Origin of the sequence: Flavobacterium faecale, assembly GCF_003076455.1 — a bacterium.
Taxonomy (GTDB): domain Bacteria; phylum Bacteroidota; class Bacteroidia; order Flavobacteriales; family Flavobacteriaceae; genus Flavobacterium; species Flavobacterium faecale.
The window spans coordinates 4,594,281-4,621,116 of the sequence record NZ_CP020918.1 but is presented as its reverse complement, the minus strand read 5'-3'; the positions used below and the strand labels follow the sequence as shown (position 1 = coordinate 4,621,116).

Annotated in this window: 23 protein-coding genes; 13 read left to right on the top strand and 10 right to left on the bottom strand. The window is 35.0% G+C overall.

Features of this window, described 5'->3' with window-relative positions:
* The first annotated feature begins 195 nt into the window (after positions 1-195).
* A complete protein-coding gene (locus FFWV33_RS19255) occupies positions 196-603 on the top strand; it encodes an acyl-CoA thioesterase (RefSeq protein ID WP_108742405.1) in 408 nt (135 codons plus the stop codon).
* A gap of 17 nt (positions 604-620) precedes the next feature.
* Here the strand turns inward: FFWV33_RS19255 and FFWV33_RS19250 are convergent, their stop codons facing one another.
* From FFWV33_RS19250 to ribD, 3 genes are all read right to left on the bottom strand, one after another.
* Positions 621-1,253: an IMPACT family protein gene (locus tag FFWV33_RS19250; protein WP_108742623.1), complete on the bottom strand. Its 633-nt coding sequence runs from the start codon at positions 1,251-1,253 to the stop codon at positions 621-623.
* A gap of 201 nt (positions 1,254-1,454) precedes the next feature.
* Positions 1,455-2,057, bottom strand: a complete 603-nt coding sequence (locus FFWV33_RS19245; RefSeq protein WP_108742404.1) for an HAD family hydrolase — start codon at positions 2,055-2,057, stop codon at positions 1,455-1,457.
* Entirely contained in the window at positions 2,050-3,096 is a 1,047-nt protein-coding gene (gene ribD, locus FFWV33_RS19240) for a bifunctional diaminohydroxyphosphoribosylaminopyrimidine deaminase/5-amino-6-(5-phosphoribosylamino)uracil reductase RibD (RefSeq protein WP_108742403.1), read from the bottom strand. The genes FFWV33_RS19245 and ribD overlap by 8 nt, the downstream gene beginning before the upstream one ends.
* Before the next feature lie 114 nt (positions 3,097-3,210).
* Here ribD and prmC point away from each other — a divergent pair, with 114 nt between their 5' ends.
* Positions 3,211-4,086, top strand: coding sequence for a peptide chain release factor N(5)-glutamine methyltransferase (gene prmC, locus FFWV33_RS19235; RefSeq protein ID WP_108742402.1), 876 nt, complete (start codon positions 3,211-3,213; stop codon positions 4,084-4,086).
* A 734-nt stretch (positions 4,087-4,820) separates the two neighbouring features.
* Here the strand turns inward: prmC and FFWV33_RS19230 are convergent.
* The gene (locus FFWV33_RS19230) at positions 4,821-6,062 is read right to left on the bottom strand and encodes an ABC transporter permease (protein WP_108742401.1); all 1,242 of its coding nucleotides are present in this window, start codon (positions 6,060-6,062) and stop codon (positions 4,821-4,823) included.
* A 402-nt stretch (positions 6,063-6,464) separates the two neighbouring features.
* Between FFWV33_RS19230 and FFWV33_RS19225 the strand changes: the two genes are divergently transcribed.
* The gene (locus tag FFWV33_RS19225; protein ID WP_108739654.1) at positions 6,465-7,427 is read left to right on the top strand and encodes an IS30 family transposase; all 963 of its coding nucleotides are present in this window, start codon (positions 6,465-6,467) and stop codon (positions 7,425-7,427) included.
* A 196-nt stretch (positions 7,428-7,623) separates the two neighbouring features.
* Here the strand turns inward: FFWV33_RS19225 and FFWV33_RS19220 are convergent, their stop codons facing one another.
* From FFWV33_RS19220 to FFWV33_RS19200, 5 genes are all read right to left on the bottom strand, one after another.
* A complete protein-coding gene (locus tag FFWV33_RS19220) occupies positions 7,624-7,839 on the bottom strand; it encodes a YqaE/Pmp3 family membrane protein (RefSeq protein ID WP_108742400.1) in 216 nt (71 codons plus the stop codon).
* Between the two features lie 316 nt (positions 7,840-8,155).
* Positions 8,156-9,547, bottom strand: a complete 1,392-nt coding sequence (locus FFWV33_RS19215; protein WP_108742399.1) for a DUF4407 domain-containing protein — start codon at positions 9,545-9,547, stop codon at positions 8,156-8,158.
* 2 nt (positions 9,548-9,549) lie between these two features.
* Positions 9,550-11,592 (bottom strand): protein kinase domain-containing protein, encoded by a 2,043-nt coding sequence (locus tag FFWV33_RS19210; protein WP_159086086.1) that lies wholly within the window; start codon positions 11,590-11,592, stop codon positions 9,550-9,552.
* Positions 11,593-11,594: 2 nt separating this feature from the next.
* Entirely contained in the window at positions 11,595-12,446 is an 852-nt protein-coding gene (locus tag FFWV33_RS19205; protein ID WP_108742397.1) for a protein phosphatase 2C domain-containing protein, read from the bottom strand.
* 9 nt (positions 12,447-12,455) lie between these two features.
* Positions 12,456-13,133, bottom strand: a complete 678-nt coding sequence (locus FFWV33_RS19200) for a vWA domain-containing protein (RefSeq protein ID WP_108742396.1) — start codon at positions 13,131-13,133, stop codon at positions 12,456-12,458.
* Between the two features lie 912 nt (positions 13,134-14,045).
* Here FFWV33_RS19200 and hisS point away from each other — a divergent pair.
* From hisS to FFWV33_RS19145, 10 genes are all read left to right on the top strand, one after another.
* A complete protein-coding gene (gene hisS / locus FFWV33_RS19195; RefSeq protein WP_108742395.1) occupies positions 14,046-15,416 on the top strand; it encodes a histidine--tRNA ligase in 1,371 nt (456 codons plus the stop codon).
* Between the two features lie 1,019 nt (positions 15,417-16,435).
* Positions 16,436-17,011 carry a nucleotide exchange factor GrpE gene (locus FFWV33_RS19190; RefSeq protein WP_108742394.1) on the top strand — a complete coding sequence of 192 codons (576 nt, stop codon included), beginning with the start codon at positions 16,436-16,438 and terminating at the stop codon, positions 17,009-17,011.
* 47 nt (positions 17,012-17,058) lie between these two features.
* Positions 17,059-18,180 carry a molecular chaperone DnaJ gene (gene dnaJ, locus FFWV33_RS19185; RefSeq protein ID WP_108742393.1) on the top strand — a complete coding sequence of 374 codons (1,122 nt, stop codon included), beginning with the start codon at positions 17,059-17,061 and terminating at the stop codon, positions 18,178-18,180.
* A gap of 268 nt (positions 18,181-18,448) precedes the next feature.
* Complete coding sequence (locus FFWV33_RS19180) at positions 18,449-19,366, top strand: ABC transporter ATP-binding protein (RefSeq protein WP_108742392.1); 918 nt, start codon at positions 18,449-18,451, stop codon at positions 19,364-19,366.
* A gap of 74 nt (positions 19,367-19,440) precedes the next feature.
* Positions 19,441-20,763, top strand: a complete 1,323-nt coding sequence (locus tag FFWV33_RS19175) for an ABC transporter permease (protein ID WP_108742391.1) — start codon at positions 19,441-19,443, stop codon at positions 20,761-20,763.
* 376 nt (positions 20,764-21,139) lie between these two features.
* Complete coding sequence (locus tag FFWV33_RS19170; RefSeq protein WP_108742390.1) at positions 21,140-22,303, top strand: sigma-54-dependent transcriptional regulator; 1,164 nt, start codon at positions 21,140-21,142, stop codon at positions 22,301-22,303.
* A 332-nt stretch (positions 22,304-22,635) separates the two neighbouring features.
* Positions 22,636-23,313: a DEAD/DEAH box helicase gene (locus tag FFWV33_RS19165; protein WP_108742389.1), complete on the top strand. Its 678-nt coding sequence runs from the start codon at positions 22,636-22,638 to the stop codon at positions 23,311-23,313.
* 77 nt (positions 23,314-23,390) lie between these two features.
* Complete coding sequence (locus FFWV33_RS19160) at positions 23,391-24,206, top strand: alpha/beta hydrolase (protein WP_108742388.1); 816 nt, start codon at positions 23,391-23,393, stop codon at positions 24,204-24,206.
* 24 nt (positions 24,207-24,230) lie between these two features.
* A complete protein-coding gene (locus FFWV33_RS19155; RefSeq protein WP_108742387.1) occupies positions 24,231-24,449 on the top strand; it encodes a DUF2007 domain-containing protein in 219 nt (72 codons plus the stop codon).
* A gap of 166 nt (positions 24,450-24,615) precedes the next feature.
* Positions 24,616-25,413 carry a Cof-type HAD-IIB family hydrolase gene (locus FFWV33_RS19145; protein WP_108742385.1) on the top strand — a complete coding sequence of 266 codons (798 nt, stop codon included), beginning with the start codon at positions 24,616-24,618 and terminating at the stop codon, positions 25,411-25,413.
* Between the two features lie 290 nt (positions 25,414-25,703).
* Here FFWV33_RS19145 and FFWV33_RS19135 read toward each other — a convergent pair whose 3' ends face one another.
* Positions 25,704-26,708 carry a PDDEXK nuclease domain-containing protein gene (locus tag FFWV33_RS19135; protein ID WP_108742383.1) on the bottom strand — a complete coding sequence of 335 codons (1,005 nt, stop codon included), beginning with the start codon at positions 26,706-26,708 and terminating at the stop codon, positions 25,704-25,706.
* Positions 26,709-26,836 lie beyond the last annotated feature (128 nt).

Genomic DNA, 26,836 nt, shown 5'->3' with positions numbered 1-26,836 from the left:
AAATTCTATCTAAATTATTTTATTTTGTGTATAATTACTTCGTGGAAAAGTAATGGTTTTTTACCGTTATTTTGGGACAACAAATATGTGAACAATTTTCTGTAAAAAAAAATTTATGGGGGTTGAATATCCCGAAATATTGTTGTAAGTAATCAAAAAGTGAGCCGTTTTTAATAAATATTATATCAAAAAATAATGAAAGAATTTGAGTTTGAAGTTAGGGTTAGATATTCAGAAACCGACCAAATGGGTGTGGTTTATCATGGTAACTACGCGCAGTATTTTGAGATGGGACGCGTGGAATGGCTAAGGAAAATGGGGGTTTCGTATAAAAAGATGGAGGAGGAAGGGGTGATGCTACCAGTGGTATCATTAACTACTAATTTTAAAAAGCCGGCACGATACGATGACCTTTTAACGATTAAAACTGTCTTTAAAAGTCAGACGTCTGTAAAAATCGAATTCGAATATGAAATTCATAACGAAGCAAAGGAGTTGTTAACAATTGGGAGTTCAGTTTTGGTTTTTGTGAACATGAAAACGGGTCGTCCAACGGTACCACCGGACTATATAAAAGAGTGTTTGGCATCGATCTCGAAATGATACTAATACTATTCTAATTATTCCTTGATTTTTATGTCAATTTCATATAAATTTAAAAAAGTGTCGAAAATTATTTCGGCATTTTTTTTTCTAGTTTTGATTTCAATTTTACCGATGGGTAGAGTTGTATCGGGATCCATTTCCATTTCTTGAGTTACAATTTCTAATTTTTTTTCTTTAATCACACGCATGGCTTTGTTCATGTTTTGGTAATCGAAGGAGAGGATATAGTGTACGTCAATTGTTTTTTCGATTACATCAGCAGATTCAAGTGTCAGTTGAGCAGATGTTTTGTAAGCAGAGATCAAACCACCAACGCCTAATTTGACACCGCCAAAGTATCTCACAACAATAACGATAACGTTGGTGAGTCCAAACGACTGAATCTGGCCGTATATGGGAGCGCCTGCTGTATTGCTAGGCTCTCCATCATCGTTGGCTCTGTATTGAACAGTTTCGGTCCCGATTTGGTACGCATAGCAAATATGACGCGCTGCGGAATGAATTTTTCGTATGCCTTCAATTATAGGTTTTACTTCCTCCTCATTCTCCATCGGAAAAGCATATCCAAAAAACTTGCTACTTTTTTCTTTAAACAAAGTTTCCTCTGTTGGTGCTGCAATCGTTTTGTAAGTATCGTTAATGTTCAATTCGTTTTTTTTAAGGTGCAAACAGTTGATTTGCAAAAATAGTGTTTGTTTTTAATTTGACTGAAGAAATAACGTTGAGGTTATTATTGGGAGGAGTAAAATAAAAAAAAAGAAAAAATCAGTTTTTATCTGCGCTTTCGCTTTAGCGAATCAGTTTCATCCGTGTCCCAATTCGCTGCATTATATCCTAAAAAGTAGTAGCTACAAAATATTTTTTTCGAAAAGGTCTACCACATCTTCTTTACCCACTTGCAAATTCCACACGTGCATTCCGATTGATTTTGCGGCTTCGGTATTTTCAAGTTTATCATCAACAAACAATGTTTTGTTTGCTTCGAGACTATGGTTGTTGAGTACGTGCTCATAGATTTCGATATTCGGTTTGCGCATGCCTACCTCAAACGAAAAGTAAACGTGTTCAAAACAGTGGTAGAAATCATTGTAAAACGTTTCACCAACTTTCTTTTGGAAACGTGCGATATGGATCGCATCGGTGTTACTCAATAAAAATAATCGGTATTTTTGAGACAGCATTTGCAAAAACTCCAAGCGGTAAAGTGGGAAGTCTGCCAAAATAGCATTCCACGTTTTTTTGATTTCTGGGATAGTTGCGTTGTTGCAGTGTTTTTGAATACCGGATAAAAAATCATCTTCAGAAATTTTTCCCATCTCAAATTGCTGGTTCAGTTGATCCAAGTCATGGTTCCATTCTGTAGCGCCCAATTTTTTTAATCCGTCAAATGTGGCTGGTTTATCGAGGTTGATGAATACGTCACCAAAATCAAATACAATTGCTTCAATCATGATATTTATATTTTTTTAATTCGTCAGGACCAATCATTTTTTGATCCACAACCGAATGATGGGTTAGTATAGGTGCGGGTATGCCGCTTGTAAAGTATGGTGTGCCGGTAAAAACAAGGGCTTCATCCCAGAGTCCACTATCGATAAAGGTTTGCAATAACTGGCGTCCGCCTTCGATAAGTAGCGACTGAATCTGATGTTTGTATAAAACCGCGATGATTTGATTCGGAATTTCTTTTTCGAAGTCAATACTCTCAAAGATACAATTTTCTGTGCTTTTTTGAGTCGTAGATTCGCAAATTACAATAGTTTTAACGCTACCATCAAATAGGTTTTGTGAAGATGGAATGCGGTTGTGTCGATCCAAAACAACTCGTGTAGGAGCGTGTCCTGTCCAGTCTCTTACATCCAATTTTGGGTTGTCATCAATGGCTGTTTGCGTGCCAACCATGATTGCTTGCTCATCGCTACGCCACTTGTGTACAAGCTGTCGCGCAGCTGTACCAGTGATCCATACCGGTTTTTGTTCCTTACGTGTTGCGGGTGCAATAAAACCGTCTTGTGTTTCTGCCCATTTGAGCATAATGTACGGTCTTTTCTTTTGATGAAAAGTAAAAAATCGTTTGTTGAGTTCGTTACATTCGTCCTCAAGAACGCCAACAGTCACATTTATACCTGCTTCGATCAATCTCTTGATACCGCTGCCGGCGACTTGACTATTGGGATCGACCGTTCCAACAACTACGTTCGGAATCTTATGAGCTATTATCAAATCACAGCAAGGGGGCGTTTTACCGAAATGACTACATGGCTCCAAGCTCACATATATCGTTGCTTCGGTCAATAGTGCTTTATCAATGACAGCGTTCACAGCATTGACCTCGGCATGACCTTCGCCAGCTTTTTTGTGCCAACCCTCACCAATAATGCGGTTCTTGTGCACAATCACGCAGCCCACCATGGGGTTGGGATAAGTCGTTCCTAAGCCGTTTTTTGCCAGGTCTATGCAGCGTTGTATGTATTTTTCGTTGGTGTTCATAGTACAAAAATAAGGTTTTGAATTGTAGTTTTAAAGATTAAAACACAATTTGCGGTGAACTATTGTTACTTTTGTAGGCTTTTAGATTTATCATTTTCGAATATCAATCACACCATGAACATTAGACAGTATCGCTCGCAATTCATTTCAAAACTAGCACCGCTTTATGGCGAAGACGAAGCGGAGAGTTTTTTTTATTTAATTTTAGAAAACAAACGTCAGTTGCAGCGTGTTGATTTGGCTATGCAACCTGATCTGACATTTTCTGAAGAAGAATTAGCCGTTTGGAGTCAAATTGAAGGAGAGTTGGAAGAGCAAAAACCGATTCAATATTTGCTAGGTTGCACTAGTTTTTTTGGACTGGAATTTATGGTGAACGAGAATGTATTGATTCCGCGTCCTGAAACCGAAGAGTTGGTGGATTGGATTGTTCAGAGTCAAAAGTTGCCAATTAAAAAGGACACCGAGCAGACTGAACCAGCAAAAATCAAAATTTTGGATATTGGGACGGGGAGTGGTTGCATTGCGATTGCTTTGGCCAAAAATATTCCAAATGCAGAGGTTTTTGCTATCGATGTGTCTATTAAAGCTTTGGCAACTGCCCGAAAAAACGCCGAAAATAATGCTGTATCGGTCACTTTTTTAGAAAAAAACATTCTAGAAACTCTTGACTTAGAACAGCAATTTGACATTATAGTTTCGAATCCCCCCTATGTTCGAAATCTCGAAAAAGCCGAAATCAAAAATAACGTTTTAGAAAACGAGCCACATTTAGCCCTTTTTGTAGCAGATAATGATGCATTGATTTTTTATTCGAAAATAGCACAACTCGCCACCAAAAATCTAAACCCAAACGGGAAATTGTTTTTCGAAATCAATCAATACCTAGGCAAGGAAATGACTGAATTACTTCAAAAATACAATTTCAAAAACATAGCATTAAAAAAAGACATTTACGGCAACGACCGAATGATGTACGGCGAAATCTAAATAATTCTATCCCAAGAAAAAAAACAAACCAAGACAAAAAAAAAGTTAAACACAGATTTCACAGATTTCCACAGATTTTATTCTAAGTTCCTTCTGTAAGTTAAACACAGATTCCCCAGATTTTCACAGATTTTATTCTATGCTCTCTATGAGAGTAAAACGCCTAAACTAAGTTCAAAGAAACTCCTATGAATCTATGTGTTTAAAAAAAAACTCAGCGCATTTCACTAGATACCACTCTATGTTCGCTATGCAAGTGAAACGCCTAAACTAAGCTCAAAGTAAAACCTATGAATCTACGTGTTTCAAAAAGAAGTTAAACACAGATTCCACAGATTTTCACAGATTTTATTCTATATTTCCTATGGGAGTAAAACGGCTAAACTAAGCTCAAAGAAAGTCCTATGATTCTATGTGTTAAAAAAAAGATTCAGCGCATTTCACTAGATTGCACTCTATGTTCGCTATGCAAGTAAGACGCCTAAACTAACCTCAAAGAAAGTCCTATGAATCTATGTGTTTAAAAAAAAACTCAGCGCATTTCACTAGATTGCACTCTATGTTGGCTATGCAAGTAAAACGCCTACTCTAAGTTCAAAGAAAGTCCTATGATTCTACGTGTTAAAAAAAAACTCAGCGTATTTCACTAGATACCAATCTATGCTCGCTATGAGAGTAAAACGCCTAAACTAAGTTCAAAGAAAAACCTATAAACCCTATGCGTTAATAAAAACTTACTCGTAACGCAAAGCCTCAATAGGATCCAACGTAGCTGCCTTAATAGCAGGATACAATCCCGAAATAATAGCCACAATAAAACTAGTCATAAAAGCCGCAAAGATAGCCAACCACGGAATCACAAAATCAAATTTCATGGCCGTTGCGATACCAAAACCAATCAAAATACCCAAAATAATCCCGATTATACCACCAAACTGACCAATAAGTAAAGTTTCAATAAAAAACTGAATAGCAACAGTAGATTTCTTTGCACCAAGCGCCTTACGTACACCTATCTCGCGGGTACGCTCCGTCACCGAAACAATCATAATATTCATCAATGCAATCGACGAACCTAGAATTGTAATCACACCAATACCCCAAGAAGCAAGTCCGAGATACTTAGTGATACCTAAGATTTTATTAATCAAATCATCCGAGCGTACAATTCCGAAATTGTTTTCCTTCACAGGACTGAGCCCGCGTATGTTGCGCATCGTGCTAATAGCGTGGTCAATGGCTTGATTCAAAAACTCATTTTTTTGCGTCAAAATACTCACAGTATAATTGATATTTGGAGCTGTAAAAAGGGAGCGTGCCAACTGAATCGGAATCAAAACACGTAAATCTTGGTTGTTCCCAAACGTAGCACCTTTTTCTTTCAGGACGCCGACTACCTTGAAACGCGCACCACGAATCGAAATCGTTTTTCCAATTGGGTTAACGTCCTTCAATAGTCCCTTTTCAAAATCAGATCCTACAATACAGGAATACGTATTATTGCTAATATCAAAATTAGTAAAATTGCGACCCAAACTTGTCTCAAGGCCAGAGTTGATCAAGAAATATTCGTCAACGCCCATAATTGCAATCTCGGGATCTGTTTTTTCAGTTTCAAATTTCACTTCGGCAGTACTTGTAGCCTTAAAAGACAAAGAGGTTTCGGTCAGCGAAAAATGAAATTTATTTTTGAAAGCCACCGCATCAGGGTACGAAATCACAGGATTAATAATTTTCCTGGTTTCCCCACGGCGGTTGCGGAGTTCGTTTTCATATTGTTTAATCGAAAAAGTATTGGCACCCATCGACGAAAAGTCAGTCGAAATCGTGTTCTCAAGGGCCGAAACCACCGTCAAAATCCCAACCAAAGCCGTAATTCCGATCGCGATAATAATCACCGTCAAGACCGTTCTCAAAATCTGCGTCCGAATCGATCCGAGCGCAATTTGTATATTTTCCTTAAACAAATTAAACATCCTAGTAATTTTGCTACTAAATTACACATTTTGCCACAATATCAAGAAATAGTCTTTTTTTATTTGAAGCTAATCCAGCTATTCGTTTCAATGATTTCTCAAAACACTTTATTTTCATTGTCCCAAAGGAGCTTCTCCCGAAGTGTCGGGACTGCTCTTTGGGTCAAGAAAATAATAGTGTTTTTTCGTGCATCATTTCCACTGCTATCTGGGCTAAGAAGGAAAGGATGTTTTTTGATTTTAGAAAGTTTTTATTTCTTAGATTCAAGTGATAAATGCAACACTCCTTATTTGTTTAAATAAAGCCTACTGATAAGTCTTGAAGATCTAGATCTTCAAGACTTATCAGTAGGCTACGAAAAAAATTTCTCTTATTTTTGGGTTACTAAGCACAAAAAAAAGATGTCACATTTAACGATTGAACAAAGATACGAAATTGCTACACTTCGTTCACAAGGATTTTCAATGAGTAAAATTGGAGGGTTTATAGGTAGAGATAAATCTGTAATTTCAAGAGAGCTATCCAGAAATTCCGATCAAAGAAATAATGTTTATAAAGCTAAATTAGCCCAAAGTAAGGCCAGTATTCGACAGCATGAAAAAGCTAAGAAAATACGCTTTACTGAACAGATAAAAGCACGTGTTATTCATCTTTTAGAAGAAGATTTCAGTCCTGAACAAATAGTAGGATATTGCAGTGATAAAAACTTTGAATGTGTTTCGATTGAAACAATTTATCAATTCATTTGGAGCGACAAAAAGAAAGGCGGACAACATTATAAGCACCTACGCACAAAAGGAAAGCGATATGCTAAAAGAGGGGCTTTAAAAGGCTCAAGAGGTATTATTAAAGATAGAGTTGGTATTGAAAACAGGCCGTTGGTTGTAGAAGAAAAGCAAAGAATTGGGGATTTAGAAATTGATTTGGTAATAGGTAAAAATCACAAAGGAGCTTTGTTAACAATAAATGACAGAGCATCAGGTGTGCTTAAAATGGCTAAAATAAACAGTAAGGAATCACAAGAAATTCAGGAGAAATTAATTGAATTATTAATGGATTGGAAGCCCATTTTGCACACCATTACATCTGATAATGGGAAAGAGTTCGCTAACCATAAAAAAGTATCTGAAATATTAGAAATCTCATACTTCTTTGCCAACCCATATTGTAGTTGGGAAAGAGGTGCTAATGAAAATTTAAATGGTTTAGTAAGACAATATTTTCCAAAAAAATATAACTTTGATTTAATAACAGAAGAAGAGGTTTTAAGAGTAACAAATAAATTAAATAACAGACCCAGAAAAAGATTTGGTTTTAAAAGTCCAAATGAAATTTTTGAGCAAAAACTTAAACAATGTGCATAAGGTTGCATTTGTTAATTGAATCCACCTTTCCATTCACGGAGCACACGAAAGGATTCGTGCGGTAGCAGGGGAAGTATTCCTTTCTCTGATGGATTAATTCAAAATTAAAAAAAGATAACGCTGTTGCCAGCGAAGAAACTATTGAAACTAAAACTACCAATTATGATTTCTTTGCTAGTTGATGTCCATCCAGTTTTTAGCCTTTAGAGTTTGAAATATTGGAAGCGATTATTTTCTTTTCCATTTGCTTTAATTTTTTGTCCATTTTACTACTATTTCTTGAACTAAGCGCCCATATTGCCGCAGGAATCCAACCAATTATTGTAATTTGTAAAATAAGGCAAACGATGCCACGAATGATTTTACCATTTATAAAAAATGATAACCAAGGAATTAAAATTGCTAATAACATATGTTCTTTTTTTATTATTCACCTACTCGTTGGCTTTTCGGTTTCCGCCCAATTTTTTTTGTGATTGCTTATTTAATAGGTTGCTCGAACGTCTCGCTAATAAACATGATCTAATTTTGTTATCTTAATTTCACGTTACTTAATCACGCTTCTTCCAAACTTGGGGCGAAGTACGTTTTTCGGTATCAGTAAATTTTTGTTTCTACGAACTACACGAAAGGATTCGCGCGGTAGCAGGGTGTTGACTTAAAAGATTTTTTGAATTTTTAAAAGTATTACGCGCTGGCAGAAAAAAAAACAAATGAGTTGTCAATTGTCATGCCTTTTCAAACTCTAAAAAATCATTTCGGTCTTTATCTTTTAATTTCAATTTGTTTGTTAGTATTTCAACTATTTCAAAATCAGTTTTATTATTTTCTAGTTCGATAGATAATTCGGTCTTTGTTTGATTAAAGTTCCATAATCCTTTACTGACTGTACCATCTTTGCTATAAAGTAATTCATTATCCCTTAATTTTCCATTTCTAAAAAAATATTCAATTTTATCTGTTGTGCCTATTTGTAACCAGAACTTGTCTTCTAATTTTTCTTTGTTCACAGGTTGTTGAATTGTCGGTAAGTTCAAATTATTTAGATTTTTCTGTCTAAATTCTTCTACACGCTTTAAAGCAATCTCATTTTGAGCTTTTGACAACTCTGTCAAAATTTCTTTTTGTAAGTTTTGTTCGATTTGAACTCTAAGTTTGGCTTTTTGAGTATGTTTTTTGTTTTCTAAAGATAATATTTCTTCTTTTAGTTCACTTTCTTTAAGCTGATTAACATCTGCCTGATGCAGCTTGTTTCTCTCCTCTGAAATAATTAATTCATCATAGCCACCTCTATTGCTCAATAGCTTTGTAAGCAAGGGAAGTAATTCTATCAAAATAAATAAAATAGTAATAGCTAAATGTGTTCCGCCTAAAGAATATAATACATTTACTCTTTCAATAACGCCTATATTTTTTGATTTATATTTATCTATCTCATCTGGCCAAGAAATATTTTGGTCTGCCTCAACTATTGTTTGACGTATTTGTGTTAGACTATCTTTTGCTATATTTAGTTTAGATAAACTATTAAGTTCGTTCCGCATATATTCATCTGCACGTTTGCCTTTACCTGGAATCCCTGATTTTTTACCTGTAATTTCATCTTCATAGGTTCTCTTATCTTCAGAATACGATTTTTCCTCATCGTTTACTTTAGTTTCCCAAAGTTTTAGTTTTCCTTGGAAATCTTTTTCAAAATCTTTTTTGACAATTTTTTCAACTTTGCTAATTATAACGTTATTGACTTCTTTTTCGAATATCTTGAACTCAAGTGGAGTAGCTACAACAATTCCAATCATTAATGCTAAAGCAACTCTAGGAATTGATTTTAAAATTTGAATATTAAAACTGTCATTTTTACTGATTGTTGAAACAATTGCCCTGTCTAACGACAAAATTATAAAAGCCCAAATGATGCCAATTGGTAAATATAGCCATACAAAATTAGTACCTTCGGTATTGAAGGCAAATGATAAAAAGTAAGTTGCTGAAAAGATTGATAGAAAGGCTACACAAAAAACGACGATACCGATATTGGCATATTTACTAATTTCTTTGTCATCGCATTTTTTTACAATTTCTACACTTGCTCCACTGCACCAAATAAAAAAATCTCTCATAGTTAGGATGTTTGTATATAGGATTTTAATTTCTCTACAATTATTTTAATGATTTTTGGTTTCGTTATTTTTTTAGCAATCTTCGTTTCTATTTCTCCGTTGCTTAAATCTATGCTTAGATTACAGTCAATAGTTTGAATGTTTAATACTTTTTCGTAGTCGAGTGATGGTATAAAATCGCGGTCTAGGTTTATTGCTTTCCCAATATCTGGAAGAATTTGGTCAAATCGTGGTACGAGCCCGTTAAGATCTAATTCATATTTGTTTTGTACAAGATTGATTGAAATTTTTTCAGATACAGCATTAAATAAATCGTTCGAACATCGAATTCTATATGTACAATCTTTTTTTATATGTTCAATTAAATTTGAACTATTGGAAACATCTCTTTGTTTGCCAAAATCATCTTCAATAATAATTTTGCTAGCATTTTCTACCTCCCAAGTCAGAGTTATTGGGATGGATTGGACAACAAATATAAAATCTGAAGTAAAACTCTTTATTTCAATTTTTTTGAAAACCTTAACGGTAACTTCTTTTTCAGTTTTAGTGATACCATCTAAAGCGGTAATAATTAGAACATATTTTGTATGCTCTGTTGGGTTTATATTTCTTTCATCTTTATTTGTCAAAATCTCTGTTTTGCCACCTATATTTAATTCTACATTTTGAGCATTTTCGATATTCCATACCAATTGTGTAGTGTTTCCATAGCCTATTTTTTGATGCTTGCTTTTGAATTCTACAATCTTTGGAGGTGGTAAAACTTCTATTTCTAAGGTTTGCTCTATTTTATCAAAGGCATTTTTAGCCATTAATTTATAAATAGTGTTTTTGCTTGGCTTTATGGATATAACATCCGATGACTTTACAATTCCAATACCGTTATCAATTTTAACGCTAGTTGAATTTTGTATTTCCCATTCCAAAGTCAATTCATTTCCTAGTAATATTTGCTTAGAATTAGATTTGAATTGTGTGATTATTGGCGGTACCTGAACAGAAGATAAAACTTTTTCCCATTCATTGTAAGTGGTTCGTTGTATTGGGTTTAAGTAGCCGTAATTAACAGTATTGTAAAGTTGTTTATAAATAGAATTCGGTAAAGTGTTTTGCAGCCAGTTTTTTACGGGTATATATTGTGTCTTATTTCTTTCATTAAAGAAAGGTTCATTTTCTGCTATTTCTGGCCATTTGTATTTTTTGAAGTATTCTTTAGTAACTCTTGGGCTTAGTTCGTTAAGATAAAATAACGGATGAGTAGTAGTAAGAATGTAATGAATTCCAACGGCAACTGACCATAGGTCCGATAATAAGTTTACTTTTACTTGTTGCAAACCGCCAGAACCAATTTGTTTTAATTGCTCCCAAATTTCTGGTGCAACCCAATCATTTGGTGCACCCCAAGTATTTGGGGTGTCGTCTTTATTTTCCGTTATAGTTCCACTATCAAAATCAATGATTGCACATTCATTTGATTTTGTATTAATAAAAATCGCTTCGGGCTTTAAGTCGGCGTGAATAAAGAAGATTTCTTGTAAAAGCTTGAAGCCTGATGCTAAATGAAAAGCAATAAGCATTTTCTTGTCGATGCTTATTTTTTGATATTCTTTGTAAGACTTGTCTAAAATGTCAATAAATTCTTCAAAACCTATCTTTTTTAGATTGGTAGAAGCAAAACCACGATATAATTTTCCGTTTATATTTCCTTCAAAACTAAATTGAGGCAATCCTTTTAGTGCAGGATAACTGTCAGTTATTATTTTACCTGAATTTTGCTTTAGTTGTTGATTTTTTACATCTATTTTTTGTTGTAATTTCCTTATTGTATTATAGTTATGGTCTTGTTTGTTCTGACTATCTTCTTTGAATAATTTAATTACTTGCGGTACTGATGGTTTTTGACCATTTACTTTCAAACAAACATAAACTTCGCCGAATGCACCCTCTGCAAATGGTTTATTTTCGATTTCAATTGTCTGAACATTTTGAAATTCAGACAGTAGGTTGGTGCTTAATGAAGTTGATATTTGTATGGTTTTCAAGACTATTCTTGTGTTATGGTTGTTGATTTAGATGGAATTATAATTCCAAAAGAAGTGTCATCATCAATCAATTTATTTTCAGTAATTTGATTTAAATATTCATCAATATTTGCATTAATGTTCACTTCTTCTATTGAATTATCTTGTAATGATTTTTTTAAAGTACTCAATAACAACTCAATTTTTTTATCGCCACTTATCCATAAATTTCCTTCTCGGTCTTTTGCAATTGGATTATGGTCGTTGCTAAATAATCCGTCTGTTGATGCCAAAATAATATCCCCATATAACTCATTGTCTTTGCTTATTTCTAAAATGCTTGGTTTTAGCTGATTTTCAGTACATTCTAGTGCAATAAACTTATACAAAGCTTCTTTTCCATTTTCTTCAACTGTATGAGGATTAAGAACGTTGATTGCATTCCAAGGCAAATATCTTTGAGGGCTAAAATCATAAAAATTTCCTCTGATGTGCCATATTGAACCATTTCCTAAATAGGAAATTATAAACTTTTCCTCCAACTCAATTACGCAAATAAGTGTTGTTCCGTATGATTGAGTTTTATCAATTTCCAAGTTATCTTTTTCATTATCAGTAAATTCATTCTTTAAGTCATTATAGACTTTAGTATAAAAATGAGTTAGATTAAGCTCTTCTATTGCAGAACAATTTTCTATATAACTTTTTAAAGTTTTTACGCAAAACTCTGAACCTTCGCTCGGTTTGAAATGCGAGCCAATACCGTCGCCAACAATAAAGCCTTTTATGCCAAGTTTCTCATTTTTGAAACTTTCAATATAGTCTTCATTTTTTATTTTTGGCGTGATTGACTTTGTAATGATGTATGAGTTCATTGTTTGGTTTTAATTGATTTTTCCAATACCTGCTGATTGACTTATTGAACTTTCAAAAAATTTCCTTAATGCTTCTCCATCATAAACAGTAGCGTAATATTTAACAGGATTTGTAGAAACATTTTGTAATAAATTTTTTATTTCGGTTGCTTCATTATCGCTATTGCCTAATTCAGCAAAATATGCAGATGCAATTACTACACTAGGATTTAATTTAATATTGTCGGCTACGGCAATTGTAGTTTCGGGTTGAAAACATAAGCCGTCTGACATTAAAAGAATAACGACACTATGTCTAAGTCCATCTTGGGGTGCATTATTAAGAAACTCTTCCGCCATTTTTTTTGCTTCATTAAGTGCCTCAAAAATGTGTGTGCCTCTTCCTTTACCATCCAATGGATTAAAATTTTCACTAAAATAATCAATCTCTTGGAAAGGTGTTGGTTGTAATGTTGTAGTAGAAGAAGTGTCGAATTTAATACATGAAAAAGAAAAATTGCTTTTTTTGCTACTACCATCGAAACGTGTAAAAAGTTCTTTTACACCCATTTCAACTTCTTGCGCTTTAGTGAGCTGTCCTCTGCCAGTTGCATTCATTGAACCGCTTCCATCTAGTACTAAGATTCCAAGTTGATGAAATGTTCTTGGCACCTCGGGTTTGTCAATAATAAGTCCTGTTTGTTCCATATTCTGTAGTTTTAAAATTAGTAGATGGTAAATGTAACTATTAAGTTTTTATGCACATTACGGTTTTCCACAAAACGCTAATAATTTTTGTAAAGTTGTGTTTGTGGAGTTGGGACAAAAGCAAATGTGGTGTAACTTTGCGCTGTCTGGTATGTAGTCTTGCATCTTTTTTGCTTTTGTCGAAGTGTTGGCTTTTTTGCTCATTTTTCACTCTGTTAATTTTAGCAATATTGTTATTTAAAGTGATACTGAACTAATATCTAAGCAAAACAAACCTTCGTATATACACCCATGTTAAGTTAGGTTAGCGAAGGTTAGTTTTTTTTCTTCAAATATATAAAAGAAAACTTATAAATTAAGAAATTTTCTTGTGCTAAAGATATCCTCAAATACCAATTTACACACAACTCGTTCATGCCCCAGGTAGTAGCGGCAGCCCCGACTGAAAAATGCTATTTTTTGCGGGAGTTACAGAGCGAGTCCCGACGCTTCGGGAGAAGCTCCTGTAACGACCTAGTAAAAAAAGCATTTTGATAGAGGGCTATAGCGTCAAGAAGCGTCGGGATTGGATTAAGCGCCACAAAAAAAAACAAATCAATACTCAATGTAATCCTAAATTATTTTTTCCAGGCTTTTAGTTTAAATACACATCCGTTCCTCTTAAATGTTCTTCAATTTCTAATTATGGTTTAAAGAAAATCTATGTTTCCTCTGAGAGTGAAACGCCTTCTTTTAGGTTCAATCAAAAGTCTATGATTCTATGTGTTTCAAAAAAAACTCCAAATTTAATTTCTGTTTTTATAAACAGATTTCTATTAAAAATAAGATATTTGCAGAGATTTTAAATTTCGGTTTTGAATTATTCGTTTTTCGAAAACTAAATACCAAAATCTAACATCCTAAACTATTATAATGGCATCAAAACCAAGTATTCCTAAAGGAACCAGAGATTTTTCACCTGCTGAGGTGGCAAAAAGACAATACATTATACAAACTATAAAAACCAATTTTGAGAAATTTGGTTTTCAACCGATTGAAACCCCTTCATTCGAAAATTCGGAAACCCTGATGGGGAAATACGGAGAAGAAGGCGACCGCTTGATCTTTAAAATCCTGAATTCGGGAGATTATTTGGCGAAGGCCAATGCGGGACATTTAGAGGCAAAAGATAGTACAAAATTAACAGCAAGTATTTCTGAAAAAGCCTTGCGTTATGACTTGACCGTTCCTTTCGCTCGTTACGTGGTACAACACCAAAACGAAATTGAATTCCCATTTAAAAGATACCAAATTCAGCCTGTTTGGCGTGCAGATCGTCCACAAAAAGGGCGTTTTAGAGAATTTTTTCAATGTGATGCCGATGTTGTAGGTTCCAAATCGCTTTGGCAAGAAGTGGAATTGGTGCAATTATACGACGCTGTTTTTACCGATTTGGGATTGGCAGGTGCAACCGTAAAAATCAACAACCGTAAAATATTGTCTGGAATCGCTGAGGTAATTGGAGCTTCGGATAAATTGATTGATTTTACCGTTGCCTTGGATAAGTTGGACAAAATAGGCGAGGATGGTGTAAAGAAAGAAATGATCGAAAAAGGTATTTCTGAAGACGCAATCACAAAAGTGCAACCTTTGTTTAATTTCACTGGTACGACTACCGAAAAATTAGCACAACTGGCACAATTATTAGCCGATTCGCAAGAAGGAATGAAAGGTGTTGAAGAATTACGTTTTATCTGTGAAAACGTAATCAACCTAGGATTATCTACGGCAGAACTGGATTTGGACGTGACCTTGGCTCGTGGACTGAATTATTATACAGGAGCTATTTTTGAAGTTTCGGCACCCAAAGGAGTAGCCATGGGATCGATTGGTGGCGGTGGTCGTTACGACGATTTAACTGGTATCTTCGGTTTGAAAAACATGAGCGGCGTTGGAATTTCGTTTGGCCTAGACCGCATCTATTTGGTGGTGGAAGAGCTGAATTTATTTCCACAAACGGTAACGGTTTCGACCAAAGCTTTGTTTATTAATTACGGTGAAAAAGAGTCTTTTTATGCGATGAATGCGATCAAACAATTGAGAGCTGCGGGAATTAAAGTAGAGTTGTATCCAGATAACGCAAAAGTTGGAAAGCAATTTCAACATGCCGACAAACGTTTTATTCCGTTTGCAGTAATCGCAGCCGAGGATGAAATGAGCCAAGGAAAATATGCACTTAAAAACTTGGCAACTGGAGAGCAGAATTTGTTAGACTTAGAAGAATTGAAAGCGGCACTTAAATAAGGGTACGCAGATAAAACGGATTGGCTATCGCCAAAGCGATGATAAAACGGATTTGTATATAGGGAGAAGCTAACTCGGAAGATGGAACGCTGGTAAAACGGATTGGCTATCGCCAAAGTGCTGATAAACACGGATTTTTCAGTTGTAGATTGGTGCCTAACTTGGAAAATGGAACGCTAATAAAAACGAATTTTTTTGATTTTGACTATCTGTTACTTGGTCTACATTAGAAATGGCACGCAGATCTTTCTGATTTCTGCAGATTACACCTAACTGATCTGCTAAAATCAGCAAAATCTGCGTGATATATTTTTTTAGTACGTAAAGGGGAAAGTCATATTTTGATTTATGCAGTTGTATTGAATACGCAGGCTATAGAGAAATTTGTGTAATTGATTTTATAGACGAACAGTATTAGTGAAATTTGTGTCCAAAAATAATCGCTTTCTTCGTGTAATTCTTTTTAAAGACAACAGCATTAGTGCGAATTCGTGAAATTGGTGTCCAAAAAATATCGGTTAATTAGTGTAATTCATTTTACAGACAACAGCACTAGTGCAAATTCGTGAAATTAGTGTCCGAAAAAAATCGCTTCATTCTCAAACTAATTAGTGTAATTCATTTTACAGCCAACAGCATTAGTGAAAATCCGTGAAATTGGTGTCTAAAAAAAAAGTCGCTTGATTCGTGTCCAAAAATAATCGCTTTAGTCGTATCGATAAAAGATAGAATCAAAAACTATAACGCATAAAAAAAGCTTTGTTTTAGAAAACAAAGCTTTTTTTGATATAAGGTATGGTGAATTAATAATGTGTATAAATAACCTTAGATTCTTTAACTAAAAAGAATAGATTACAAACATAAAAAAAAGTATTGATATAATTCTTAAAATTATATTAAAATTTAAATTAATAATGAAAAAATAGCAGGCGTTTTTGTGTTTTTCAAAAAGAGAACTGACAATTTGACGTTTAGAACGTTTTGGCAGTACTTTTGCTTTCCAAAAGAAAGTTCAAAATATGTTTAAGAATGTTTTTAAAAATAAAGGTAATATGACTACTGAAAATACAGAAATCGATCAAAAAATAGAGGATGTGACATTGGATAACAATGCAACTGAAGAGCAGGTTCTTGCAGAAGAATTAAGTGTTGAAGAACAGTTAACGAAAGACTTGGCAAATGAAAAAGATAAATTTTTGAGATTATTTGCTGAATTTGAAAATTACAAAAGAAGAACTACTAAAGAACGTATCGAGTTGTTTAAAACAGCTAATGCCGATGTAGTAGGGGCTTTGCTACCTGTTTTGGATGATTTTGATAGAGCGATTATCGAAATTGCAAAGTCGGAAAACGAAGCGGTTACTAAAGGAGTGCAGTTAATTCATGAAAAATTGAAAAACACATTAAACTCTAAAGGATTAGAAGTTGTTGATGTAAATGCAGGTGACGCATTTAATGCTGATTTTGCTGAAGCAATTACTCAAATCCCAGCTCCGTCTGATGATATGAAAGGTAAAATTGTGGATGTTCTTGAAAAAGGATACAAATTAGGAGATAAAATTATTCGTTTTCCTAAGGTTGTAATTGGGCAATAAGGGTGTGCACTAGTACACGGCTTTAATTATCAACAAAAAAGAATACAATGAAAAAAGATTTTTACGAAATATTAGGTATAGCTAAAGGTGCAGATGCTGCAGCGATTAAGAAAGGCTACCGAAAAAAAGCCATTGAGTTTCATCCTGACAAAAACCCAGGAGACAAAACGGCAGAAGAGAAGTTTAAAGAAGCAGCAGAAGCTTACGAAGTATTGAGTGATCCTGCCAAAAAGCAAAAGTACGACCAATACGGGCACCAAGCCTTTGATGGTTCTGGTGGTTTTGGCGGCGGTGGTGGTCATGGTGGTATGAATATGGACGACATCTTCAGCCAGTTTGGTGATATCTTTGGTGGCGGTGGATTTGGCGGCTTTGGTGGTGGCGGTTCTCGTGGCCCACAAAGAGTCAAAGGATCTAATCTTCGTATCAAAGTCAAATTGACTTTGGAGGAGATTGCCAATGGTGTGGAGAAAAAAGTAAAAGTGAAACGTAAGGTGCAAGCGCCTGGTGTAAGCTATAAAACGTGTTCTACCTGTAACGGTCAAGGTCAGGTGATGCGTGTGACCAATACAATTTTGGGTCGTATGCAGTCAGCTAGTACTTGCCCTACTTGTGGTGGTGCGGGTCAACAATTGGACAAAAAGCCAGCTGAAGCCGATGCACAAGGAATGATTCAAGAAGATGAAACAGTTTCTATTAAAATACCTGCGGGTGTTGTAGACGGTATGCAATTGAAAGTTTCTAGCAAAGGAAACGATGCACCAGGAAACAGCGTACCAGGAGATTTGATTGTTGCGATCGAAGAGTTGGAACATGAATTCTTGAAGCGTGAAGGTGAAAATTTGCATTACGATTTATATATCAGTTTTCCAGAAGCAATTTTGGGAGTTTCGAAAGATATCGAAGCAGTAAACGGAAAAGTACGTATCAAACTAGAAGACGGAATCCAGTCGGGTAAAATCTTGCGTTTGAAAGGGAAAGGTATTCCGAATATCAATGGTTATGGTAATGGAGATTTATTGGTTCATGTTAATGTTTGGACTCCAAAAGAGTTGAATAAAGAACAAAGACAGTTTTTTGAAAAAAATATGGACAGCGATAATTTTATCCCGAACCCTGAGAAATCAGACAAATCGTTTTTCGAAAAAGTAAAAGATATGTTCTCTTAGGGGAATAGTTGGAGGATTACTTTTACCAAAATAACAACTAAAAATTAAACACCAATCGGACGAATTAAAGCTAATTATAGTTGTCGTATGATTGATTTTACTGAGAAAAAGATTTCATGAAATGTTTTGTGAAAATTAGTAAAACAAGTGTTTGTCTTTTATAAATACAAAACCCATCCTTTTTTCTGTAAAGAGGATGGGTTTTTTGATGCTAAAAGAAAGGAATTCACTTTGATTTCTTTACTTTTACACAAATTCAAAACGTAGCATGAGTAACTTACTTGAAGTCAAAAATGTAGTCAAGCAATATGGAGATTATACTGCTTTGAACGCTGTTTCGTTAAGCATCCCCAAAGGCAGTATTTATGGACTCTTAGGTCCGAATGGTGCTGGTAAAACTTCTTTAATTCGAATCATCAATCAAATAACATTGCCAGATAGTGGCGAAATAATTTTGGACGGCGAGAAATTGCAGTCCAAACACATTCAGCATATAGGTTATTTGCCCGAAGAGCGTGGTTTGTATCAAAGTATGAAAGTGGGAGAACAGTGTTTGTACCTAGCGCAAATGAAGGGATTGTCAAAGGCCGAAGCCAAAAAACAATTGGATTACTGGTTTGATCGTCTTGAAATTCAAGGTTGGTGGAACAAAAAAATCCAAGAATTGTCCAAAGGAATGGCCCAGAAAATTCAGTTTGTGGTTTGTGTTTTGCACCAGCCCAAATTGCTTATTCTAGACGAACCGTTCTCAGGTTTTGATCCGGTGAATGCTAATGTGATCAAAGACGAAATTTTGGCTTTGAAAGAGAAAGGAACTACGATTTTATTCTCAACGCATCGCATGGAAAGTGTAGAGGAGTTGTGTGACGAAATTGCTTTGATTCACAAATCAAACAAATTAATCGAAGGGAAACTGAATGATGTAAAACGTCAATTTCGAACCAATAGTTACGAGGTCGGGATATTAAGTTCAGACGTTGAAGGTTTGATGTTTGCCATCACCCAAAAGTTCAGCGTTAATCCGGCAAATTTTAAAACGTTGAATAACGAATTAAAACTCGAAATTCATATTGGGGATGCAACACCAAACGAGTTGCTGAATATCTTAGTCCAAAAAGGGCAAGTCACCCATTTTGTAGAAAAAATTCCGTCTGTCAATGATATTTTCATTCAAACAGTTAGTTAGTAATCATACAAATTTCGATTTTAGATTACGGAACTAAAAAATCCTCAATCCTCAATCCTTAATTATAAATCATAATGAGCATCATTTCATTAATTATAAAAAGAGAATTTATATCCAAGGTTCGCAATAAATCGTTTATTGTGATGACCTTTTTGAGTCCGTTATTATTTGTGGGAATCACTGTTTTTATTAGCTACTTGAGCTCAATGAAATCAGATACGAAGCAAATTGCCATTCATGATCCATCGGGTGTTTTTGTCAAAGAACTCGTGGCTCAAAACCAAGAAGAAGCAGAATATAAATATGTCGATTTGACGCCCATACCAGTGGAGTATCTTAGAGACAGTATAGCCAATCAAAGTTATGAAGGTCTATTGCTGATTCCAAATACAACAGATGCAACGAGCTTGGAGACTAAAATACAATTGATTGCCAATACCAGTCCGAGTATTGCGCTTATCGAAAAAGTGCAAAACGTTATAGGCAAAAAAATCACCCAATTAAACTTGGAGAAAGCACATTTGGATACGCTGGCCATCAAAAAAGCGCAGTCCACGGTAGTACTTAGTTTGGCTAAATCATCGGGTGAAGAAACGATAAAAGGATTGAACGAAATCAAGATTTTTATTGGTGGTGCATTTGGTTATTTGGTCATGATGTTTATCATTATGTACGGGAATATGGTGATGCGATCGGTTATTGAAGAAAAAACAAATCGTATTATCGAAATCATTATATCCTCTGTAAAACCATTTCAGTTAATGATTGGAAAGATCATTGGAACCTCGTTAGCGGGAATTTTACAGTTTATGATTTGGGCTGTAATTGGGTTGTCAATCATGACTTTTGCTTCTTACTTTTTTGGAGTTAATGTTGGTCCAACAGCACGATTAACCCCAGAAATGATGACCGCAGAGCAAAGTCAAATGATGACTACAGTGCAAATGTATATCAAAGAATTGTGGAACTTGCCAATAGCATCAATCCTACTCGGATTCATAGTCTATTTTATTGGTGGTTACTTTTTGTACAGCTCGTTTTACGCAGCAATTGGTGCAGCAGTAGACAATCAAACCGATTCGCAACAATTTTTATTACCGATTATTATACCGCTTATGCTGAGTGTTTACATTGGTTTTTTCAGTGTTGTGCACGATCCGCAAGGGACGATTGCTGTAGTGTTTTCTATGATTCCGCTTACGTCGCCTATTGTGATGCTGATGCGCATACCGTTTGGCGTACCACTATGGCAAATTGTAGTTTCGGTATCGATTTTGTTTGGAACTTTCTTTGGAGTAGTTTGGTTTGCAGCCAAGATTTATAGAGTCGGAATCTTAATGTACGGTAAAAAACCATCGTGGAAAGAATTGTACCGCTGGTTGAAATATGCGGGGTGAGGAAGTTTTCAGTATACAGTTAACAGTTCTCAGTTAACAGTTCTCAGTTTATAGTTCTCAGTTATCAGTTTACAGTTATCAGTTTACAGTTGTAAGTTATCAGTTTGGAATTATAAGTTATTAGTAAACAACGTTAAGCCAAAAGCTAACAGCCAACAACCAACAGCCAATAGCCAAAAATTATGTTCAGTATCGAATGGCTTGGTTATTGTCAGTAAATAAAGTACCTGCTCCAGACGCGTCGGGACGATAAGGACTAAAGTGTGAATTTTAAGGGATTTATGCCTATAAAGTCATTTTTAAACACAAAATAGAAATTCAGGAGAAAGGCCAACAGCCAAAAGCTACTAGCCAACAGCCTTTAAAAAAATAAGAAATGCCGAAAATATTAATTATTGAAGACGAAGCCGCTATTCGAAGAGTATTAACCAAAATACTTTCTGAAGAAAATGACACTTATGAAGTGGAAGAAGCCGAGGACGGAAGTATAGGTTTCGAAAAAATTAAAATTAACGATTACGATTTAGTGCTTTGCGATATAAAAATGCCAAAAATGGATGGTGTTGAGTTGCTTGAAGCAGTAAAAAAAATCAAGCCAGAAATTCCGATGGTGATGATCTCAGGTCATGGCGATATGGAAACGGCAATCAATACAATGCGTTTGGGGGCTTTTGATTACATTTCAAAACCACCAGATTTGAATCGTTTGTTAAACACCGTTCGAAATGCATTGGACAGAAAACAATTGGTAGTTGAAAATAAAATTCTGAAGAAAAAAGTTTCGAAAAACTACGAAATGATAGGCGAAAGTGAGGCTATCGATCATATCAAAATTATGATTGACAAAGTGGCACCTACAGATGCACGTGTGCTTGTTACAGGTGCAAACGGAACAGGAAAAGAACTAGTTGCTCATCAGTTACACGAAAAAAGTGATCGTGCTAGTTTTCCGCTTATCGAAGTGAACTGTGCTGCGATCCCGTCAGAATTGATCGAAAGTGAATTGTTTGGTCATGTAAAAGGAGCCTTTACATCGGCAGTAAAAGACCGTGCAGGTAAATTTGAAGCAGCAGACAAAGGAACTATTTTCTTGGACGAAATAGGTGATATGAGTCTTTCGGCTCAGGCCAAAGTGTTGCGTGCCCTGCAAGAGAATATCATCACTAGAGTAGGAGCAGACAAGGATATCAAAGTTGATGTGCGTGTGGTTGCGGCTACTAACAAAGATTTGAAAACAGAAATTGCTGAAGGGCGTTTTAGAGAGGATTTGTACCACCGATTGGCGGTGATTTTAATTAAAGTACCGTCGTTAAATGACAGACGTGAAGATATTCCGCTTTTGATTACGCACTTTGCCAATAAAATAGCATCGGAAAACGGAACAGCAGTTAAGAAATTTTCGGTCAAAGCAGTGAACTTATTACAGGCCTATGATTGGACTGGAAATATTAGAGAATTGCGAAACGTAATCGAGCGTTTGATTATACTTGGTGGAACAGAAATATCTGAAGATGATGTGAAGCTTTTTGCTTCAAAGTAAGTTTTGAAATATAAATAAGTGCTATTTTTGGTGCCTTTTATGTTTTGCGTGAGGGATTGTAGTGGAGCTCTTTTTTTATGCCGTTTTTTTTACGGGATAAAAAAAAGCGGGAACGGAAAGCCCGACCCGACATTGCGAGGAGTTTCGACGAAGCAATATGGAGGGTCACGCCCAAATGAATAACAGGCATTTATAGAATTGAGAATAAGTATTGAGTAAAGAATTGATTTAGATAAAAGTGGTAGGTGGAACAATGAAAGAGGTGAATGTGAAAACAACTAGTCTTTTTCGATATAATCCTTAGTCCTAATTCTAAAATCCTAAATAAAAAGATGAAATTAAAAAAATTAAACGAGGGATTACAGCAGTCATTGATTGATTGTGGGTTGACAGAAGCAAACCAAATGCAAAAAGAAACATTTTCGACCATTAAAAGTGGCGCAGATTGTTTGATTTTGGCACCAGCAGGTTCTGGGAAAACAACAACAATTGTGTTGAATGTGATTCAGCAATTGGTCAAAGAAGGGGAGCAATCTCCAAGAGCTTTGATCGTGGTTCAAGACAAAGAAAAGGTGGTAGAAATGCTTGCAATGTTTGAAAAACTAGGCGCTCATACCGATTTGACTGTTTATGGTACGCACGATAAAGGGGATACGGATTATGATAAAAACTACATTTCGGGCGGAATTGATGTGTTGGTGGGAACGCCACATAAATTAAGCGAAATGTTGAGCACAGCTGGTTACAATGTGAACCGATTGAAAATGTTTATTGTTGACGACGCTGACCCGATGTTGAAATTACGTCACGAAACCAAAATTGCACGTATCTCAAGCAGTATTGCCAAAACACAAAGAATCATTTTTGCAACTGATTTGACCGAGCGTATAGAAGCTTTGGCTGACAAAATGTTGGTTGAGCCGTTTGAGTTTGAATTCTACGATGAAGAAGAAGAGCAAGAGGGCGAAGATGAAGAGGATACGGAAGACGAAATTGTAGAGGAGAAGTAATTAATTGTACCTTTTCGTATTAAGATGTTGTTTGTAATGGCAATTGTATAGTTAAAAGATAGTGAGCGAGTACTAGGATGGAAGTAGTGAAAGTAGTTAAGTTTTTGGTTTGTACAGTGGTGCCTTTTGTGGGTGTGCTATATGCGCTCTTGCTCGTGTATGTGTATTACAATCAAACGAGCATGATTTTTCACACGGAGAAGTTGCCTGCAAATTATAAGTTTGATTATCCTCAAAAATTTGAAGAAATCAATACAAAGTCTTTCGATAATGTAAATTTGAATGGGTTACTTTTTAGAGCCGAAAATCCAAAAGGTTTGGTTTTTTACTTGCACGGTAACGCAGGTACGCTAGGTACATGGGGAAGTATCTCTAAGATTTATACTGACTTGGGTTACGATATTTTTATCATGGACTACAGAGGATTTGGTAAGAGTGATGGCGAAATTGTAGATGAAACCCAAATTAATAAAGATGTTGCTTTGGTGTACAGTAAATTGTGTAAACGGTATGCTGAAAAAGATATTTATATCGCTGGATACTCTATAGGATCTGGTTTGGCGACCATTTTGGCATCAAACAACCAACCCAAAGCATTACTATTGCAGTCTCCATATTATAGTTTTACTGAATTATCGAGTAAAATTGCGCCTTATTTTCCTAACTTTATAAAGAGATTTAAATTAGAGAGCTATTCGTATTTTACAAAGATTAAGGCGCCGATTTATATTTTTCATGGCGAGGACGATGAATTAATTCCGGTAGACAACGGTCTTAAATTGAGTAAGCTAAAGAGTGCTGGCATACATTATTTTGGTCTAAAAAACCAAGGCCACGGTGATATGAATGAGAACGAAGTTTTTCAGAAAGAATTACAAACGATTTTGAATTAAATAATTAGATTAAAAGATAGAGATATGGGACTAATGAAAGTGTTTTCGGGAAGTGAAGTTTTGGCGTTGGCTTTGAAAGAAAAAATCGAAGCGATAAATATTGATGTAGTAATGAAAGACAACATCCAGTCGGCTCGTTTGGCAGGTTTTGGAAGTTACGGTCAAGCAGTTGAACTGTTTGTTCAAGAAACAGAATACGGAAAAGTTTTTCCGATAATAGAAGAATTTAGATTAAGTATTTAATACTGTTTCAAATCGAGCGTTGTTGCGATCTTTTTTAGATTTTATTCTGGAAAAATTGTCTTGACAATGCTCGACTTGACAGATGTTTCTAGCGTACTTGTAAAAGTAATTGTCAGATTGACCTAAGTGATAAAAATAAAAGAAGATTAATCCTTTAGAATAAAATATGAAATACAAAATGCTGGTTTTGGACATGGATGATACCTTGTTGAATGATGACCATATTATTTCAAAAGAGAATAAAGAGATGATTACCAAGGCGCAAGCATTGGGTGTATATGTGATTCTTGCATCTGGGCGTCCTACGCCAGCAATGCTTGACTATGCTAAGGAATTGAATATGGAGAATTCGTATATGATTTCGTTTAACGGAGCAGTAATTACTGATTTGAAAACAAACGAAATTGTATTTGAACAAAGCCTGACACAGGAACAAATACATACACTATATGATTACAGTCAAAAAAGTAAAACGCATATAATTACTTATTTGGATGGAGAGGTTGTGAGCGAAACAAATTCTGAATATATCGATGTAGAGCTGAACATTACGGGATTGAAACACAATGTTGTTCCTGATTTTAAAAAGGCGGTATACAAGTCGGCTATAAAATGTATTTTGCTCGAAGAACCTTCGTATTTAAAAGAGGTCGAAAAAGATTTGAAAGCTACTATGCCGCATTTCAGTATTTGCATGTCGAAACCATTTTTTCTAGAGGTTGCACAAACCGGAATTGATAAGGCATACAGCATAAAAATTTTGGCAGAAAAATTAAATATTCTGCAAAGCGAAATCATAGCCGTAGGGAATGCAGGAAATGATTTAACGATGGTAGAATATGCAGGGTTAGGTGTTTGGGTTGATAATGTAGAGCCGGAATTAAGAGATAGAGCCAATGTGATTGTGGCATCAAACAATAATCACGGTGTTGCTGAGGTTATCGAAAAGTATATTTTGGGGTAGATTTCAGATATTATGAAGGAAGAAAAAAGAAATACTTTAAAAACCTTAGTTTTTTATGCATTCGTATTTGTTTGTATTCTATTTGTAAATATTTCTGGAAAGTTTAAATCAGGACCTTGTACACCAAATTTAGATGTTCTGTCTATATTCCTTATTGGACCAGTAAGTTTTATTTTAATGCTGGTAAACGGAATTAAATATTTTCACATGGAAAGGGAAACTAAGTTTTCTTTTTATTTACATTTTATTTGTTTGCTTATTTGGATATTATTCTTACGTTTTAATTAATTTTATTCTCCTATTTTTTGTATTTCTTCTTGTACAGCATCAATTAATTGAGCGGCACTAGGTAAATATAATTCATATTTACTAGCTATGATAGTTTTGTCATCTTCTGGTAAACTAAATTTAACCAAGGTGTCATTTTTGTCTGCGCACAACAATATTCCGATTGTTTTATTTTCATGTGGTAATTTTTCAACTCGGTCATAATAGTTGACATACATTTGCAATTGTCCAATATCTTGATGGGTAATCTTTTTTGTTTTTATTTCGATGATAACAAAGCATTGCAATAGTCTGTTGTAAAACACTAAATCTACAAAGAATTCATCATCCTCTAAGCGAATTCGTTTTTGTCTTGCCACAAATGAAAATCCGTTTCCTAATTCTAGTAAAAAATCGTGTAAATGTGTGATGATAGCTGCCTCTAAGTCTTTCTCATAATAAGCAGTCTCTCTTCTCAAACCCAGAAATTCTAATGTTATTGGATCTTTAATGATTTCTCTCGCATCGCTGGGGTATTTTTCTCCTTTGGCAACGGCCAATACACTTTCTTTGTCATTGCTTAATAAAAGACGTTCATATAAGGAACTATTAATTTGACGCTCCATTTGTCGACCAGTCCAATGATTTTTGATGCTTTCGGCGATATAGAACGTTCTTTTGTCTTCATCGTTTACTGCAATTAACATCCTATACTGTGACCAGTTCAATTGCGAACGCACTGCGTTCGCAATTGGAAATACTCTATAAAATTGCCGCATTGTCTCTAATTGTCGAATGCTGAAGCCACTTCCGAAGATAGGTTTAAGGTTGGTGCTTAAGTATTTAACTACGTATTGACCATAATCTGCTCTATCTTTTCCTTGTTGTTGTTCTTCGAATATATGTTTCCCAATATTCCAATAAAGCTGTACTCGATGAAAATCTATCGAGCGAATGGCATTTTCTTTTGCACTATCAATAAGTGAGATAATGGTTTTTAGTAATACAGTATTTTCGATTTCAGACATATCGTATTTTTTGTTTTGAATTGTGAACGCACTGCGTTCATAATTGGATTAATCTGTAATTGTCAGATTTATAAGTTAAAGCGTAGTAAATATATTAAAAATAAATGAGTGCAAAATACACAGACAAT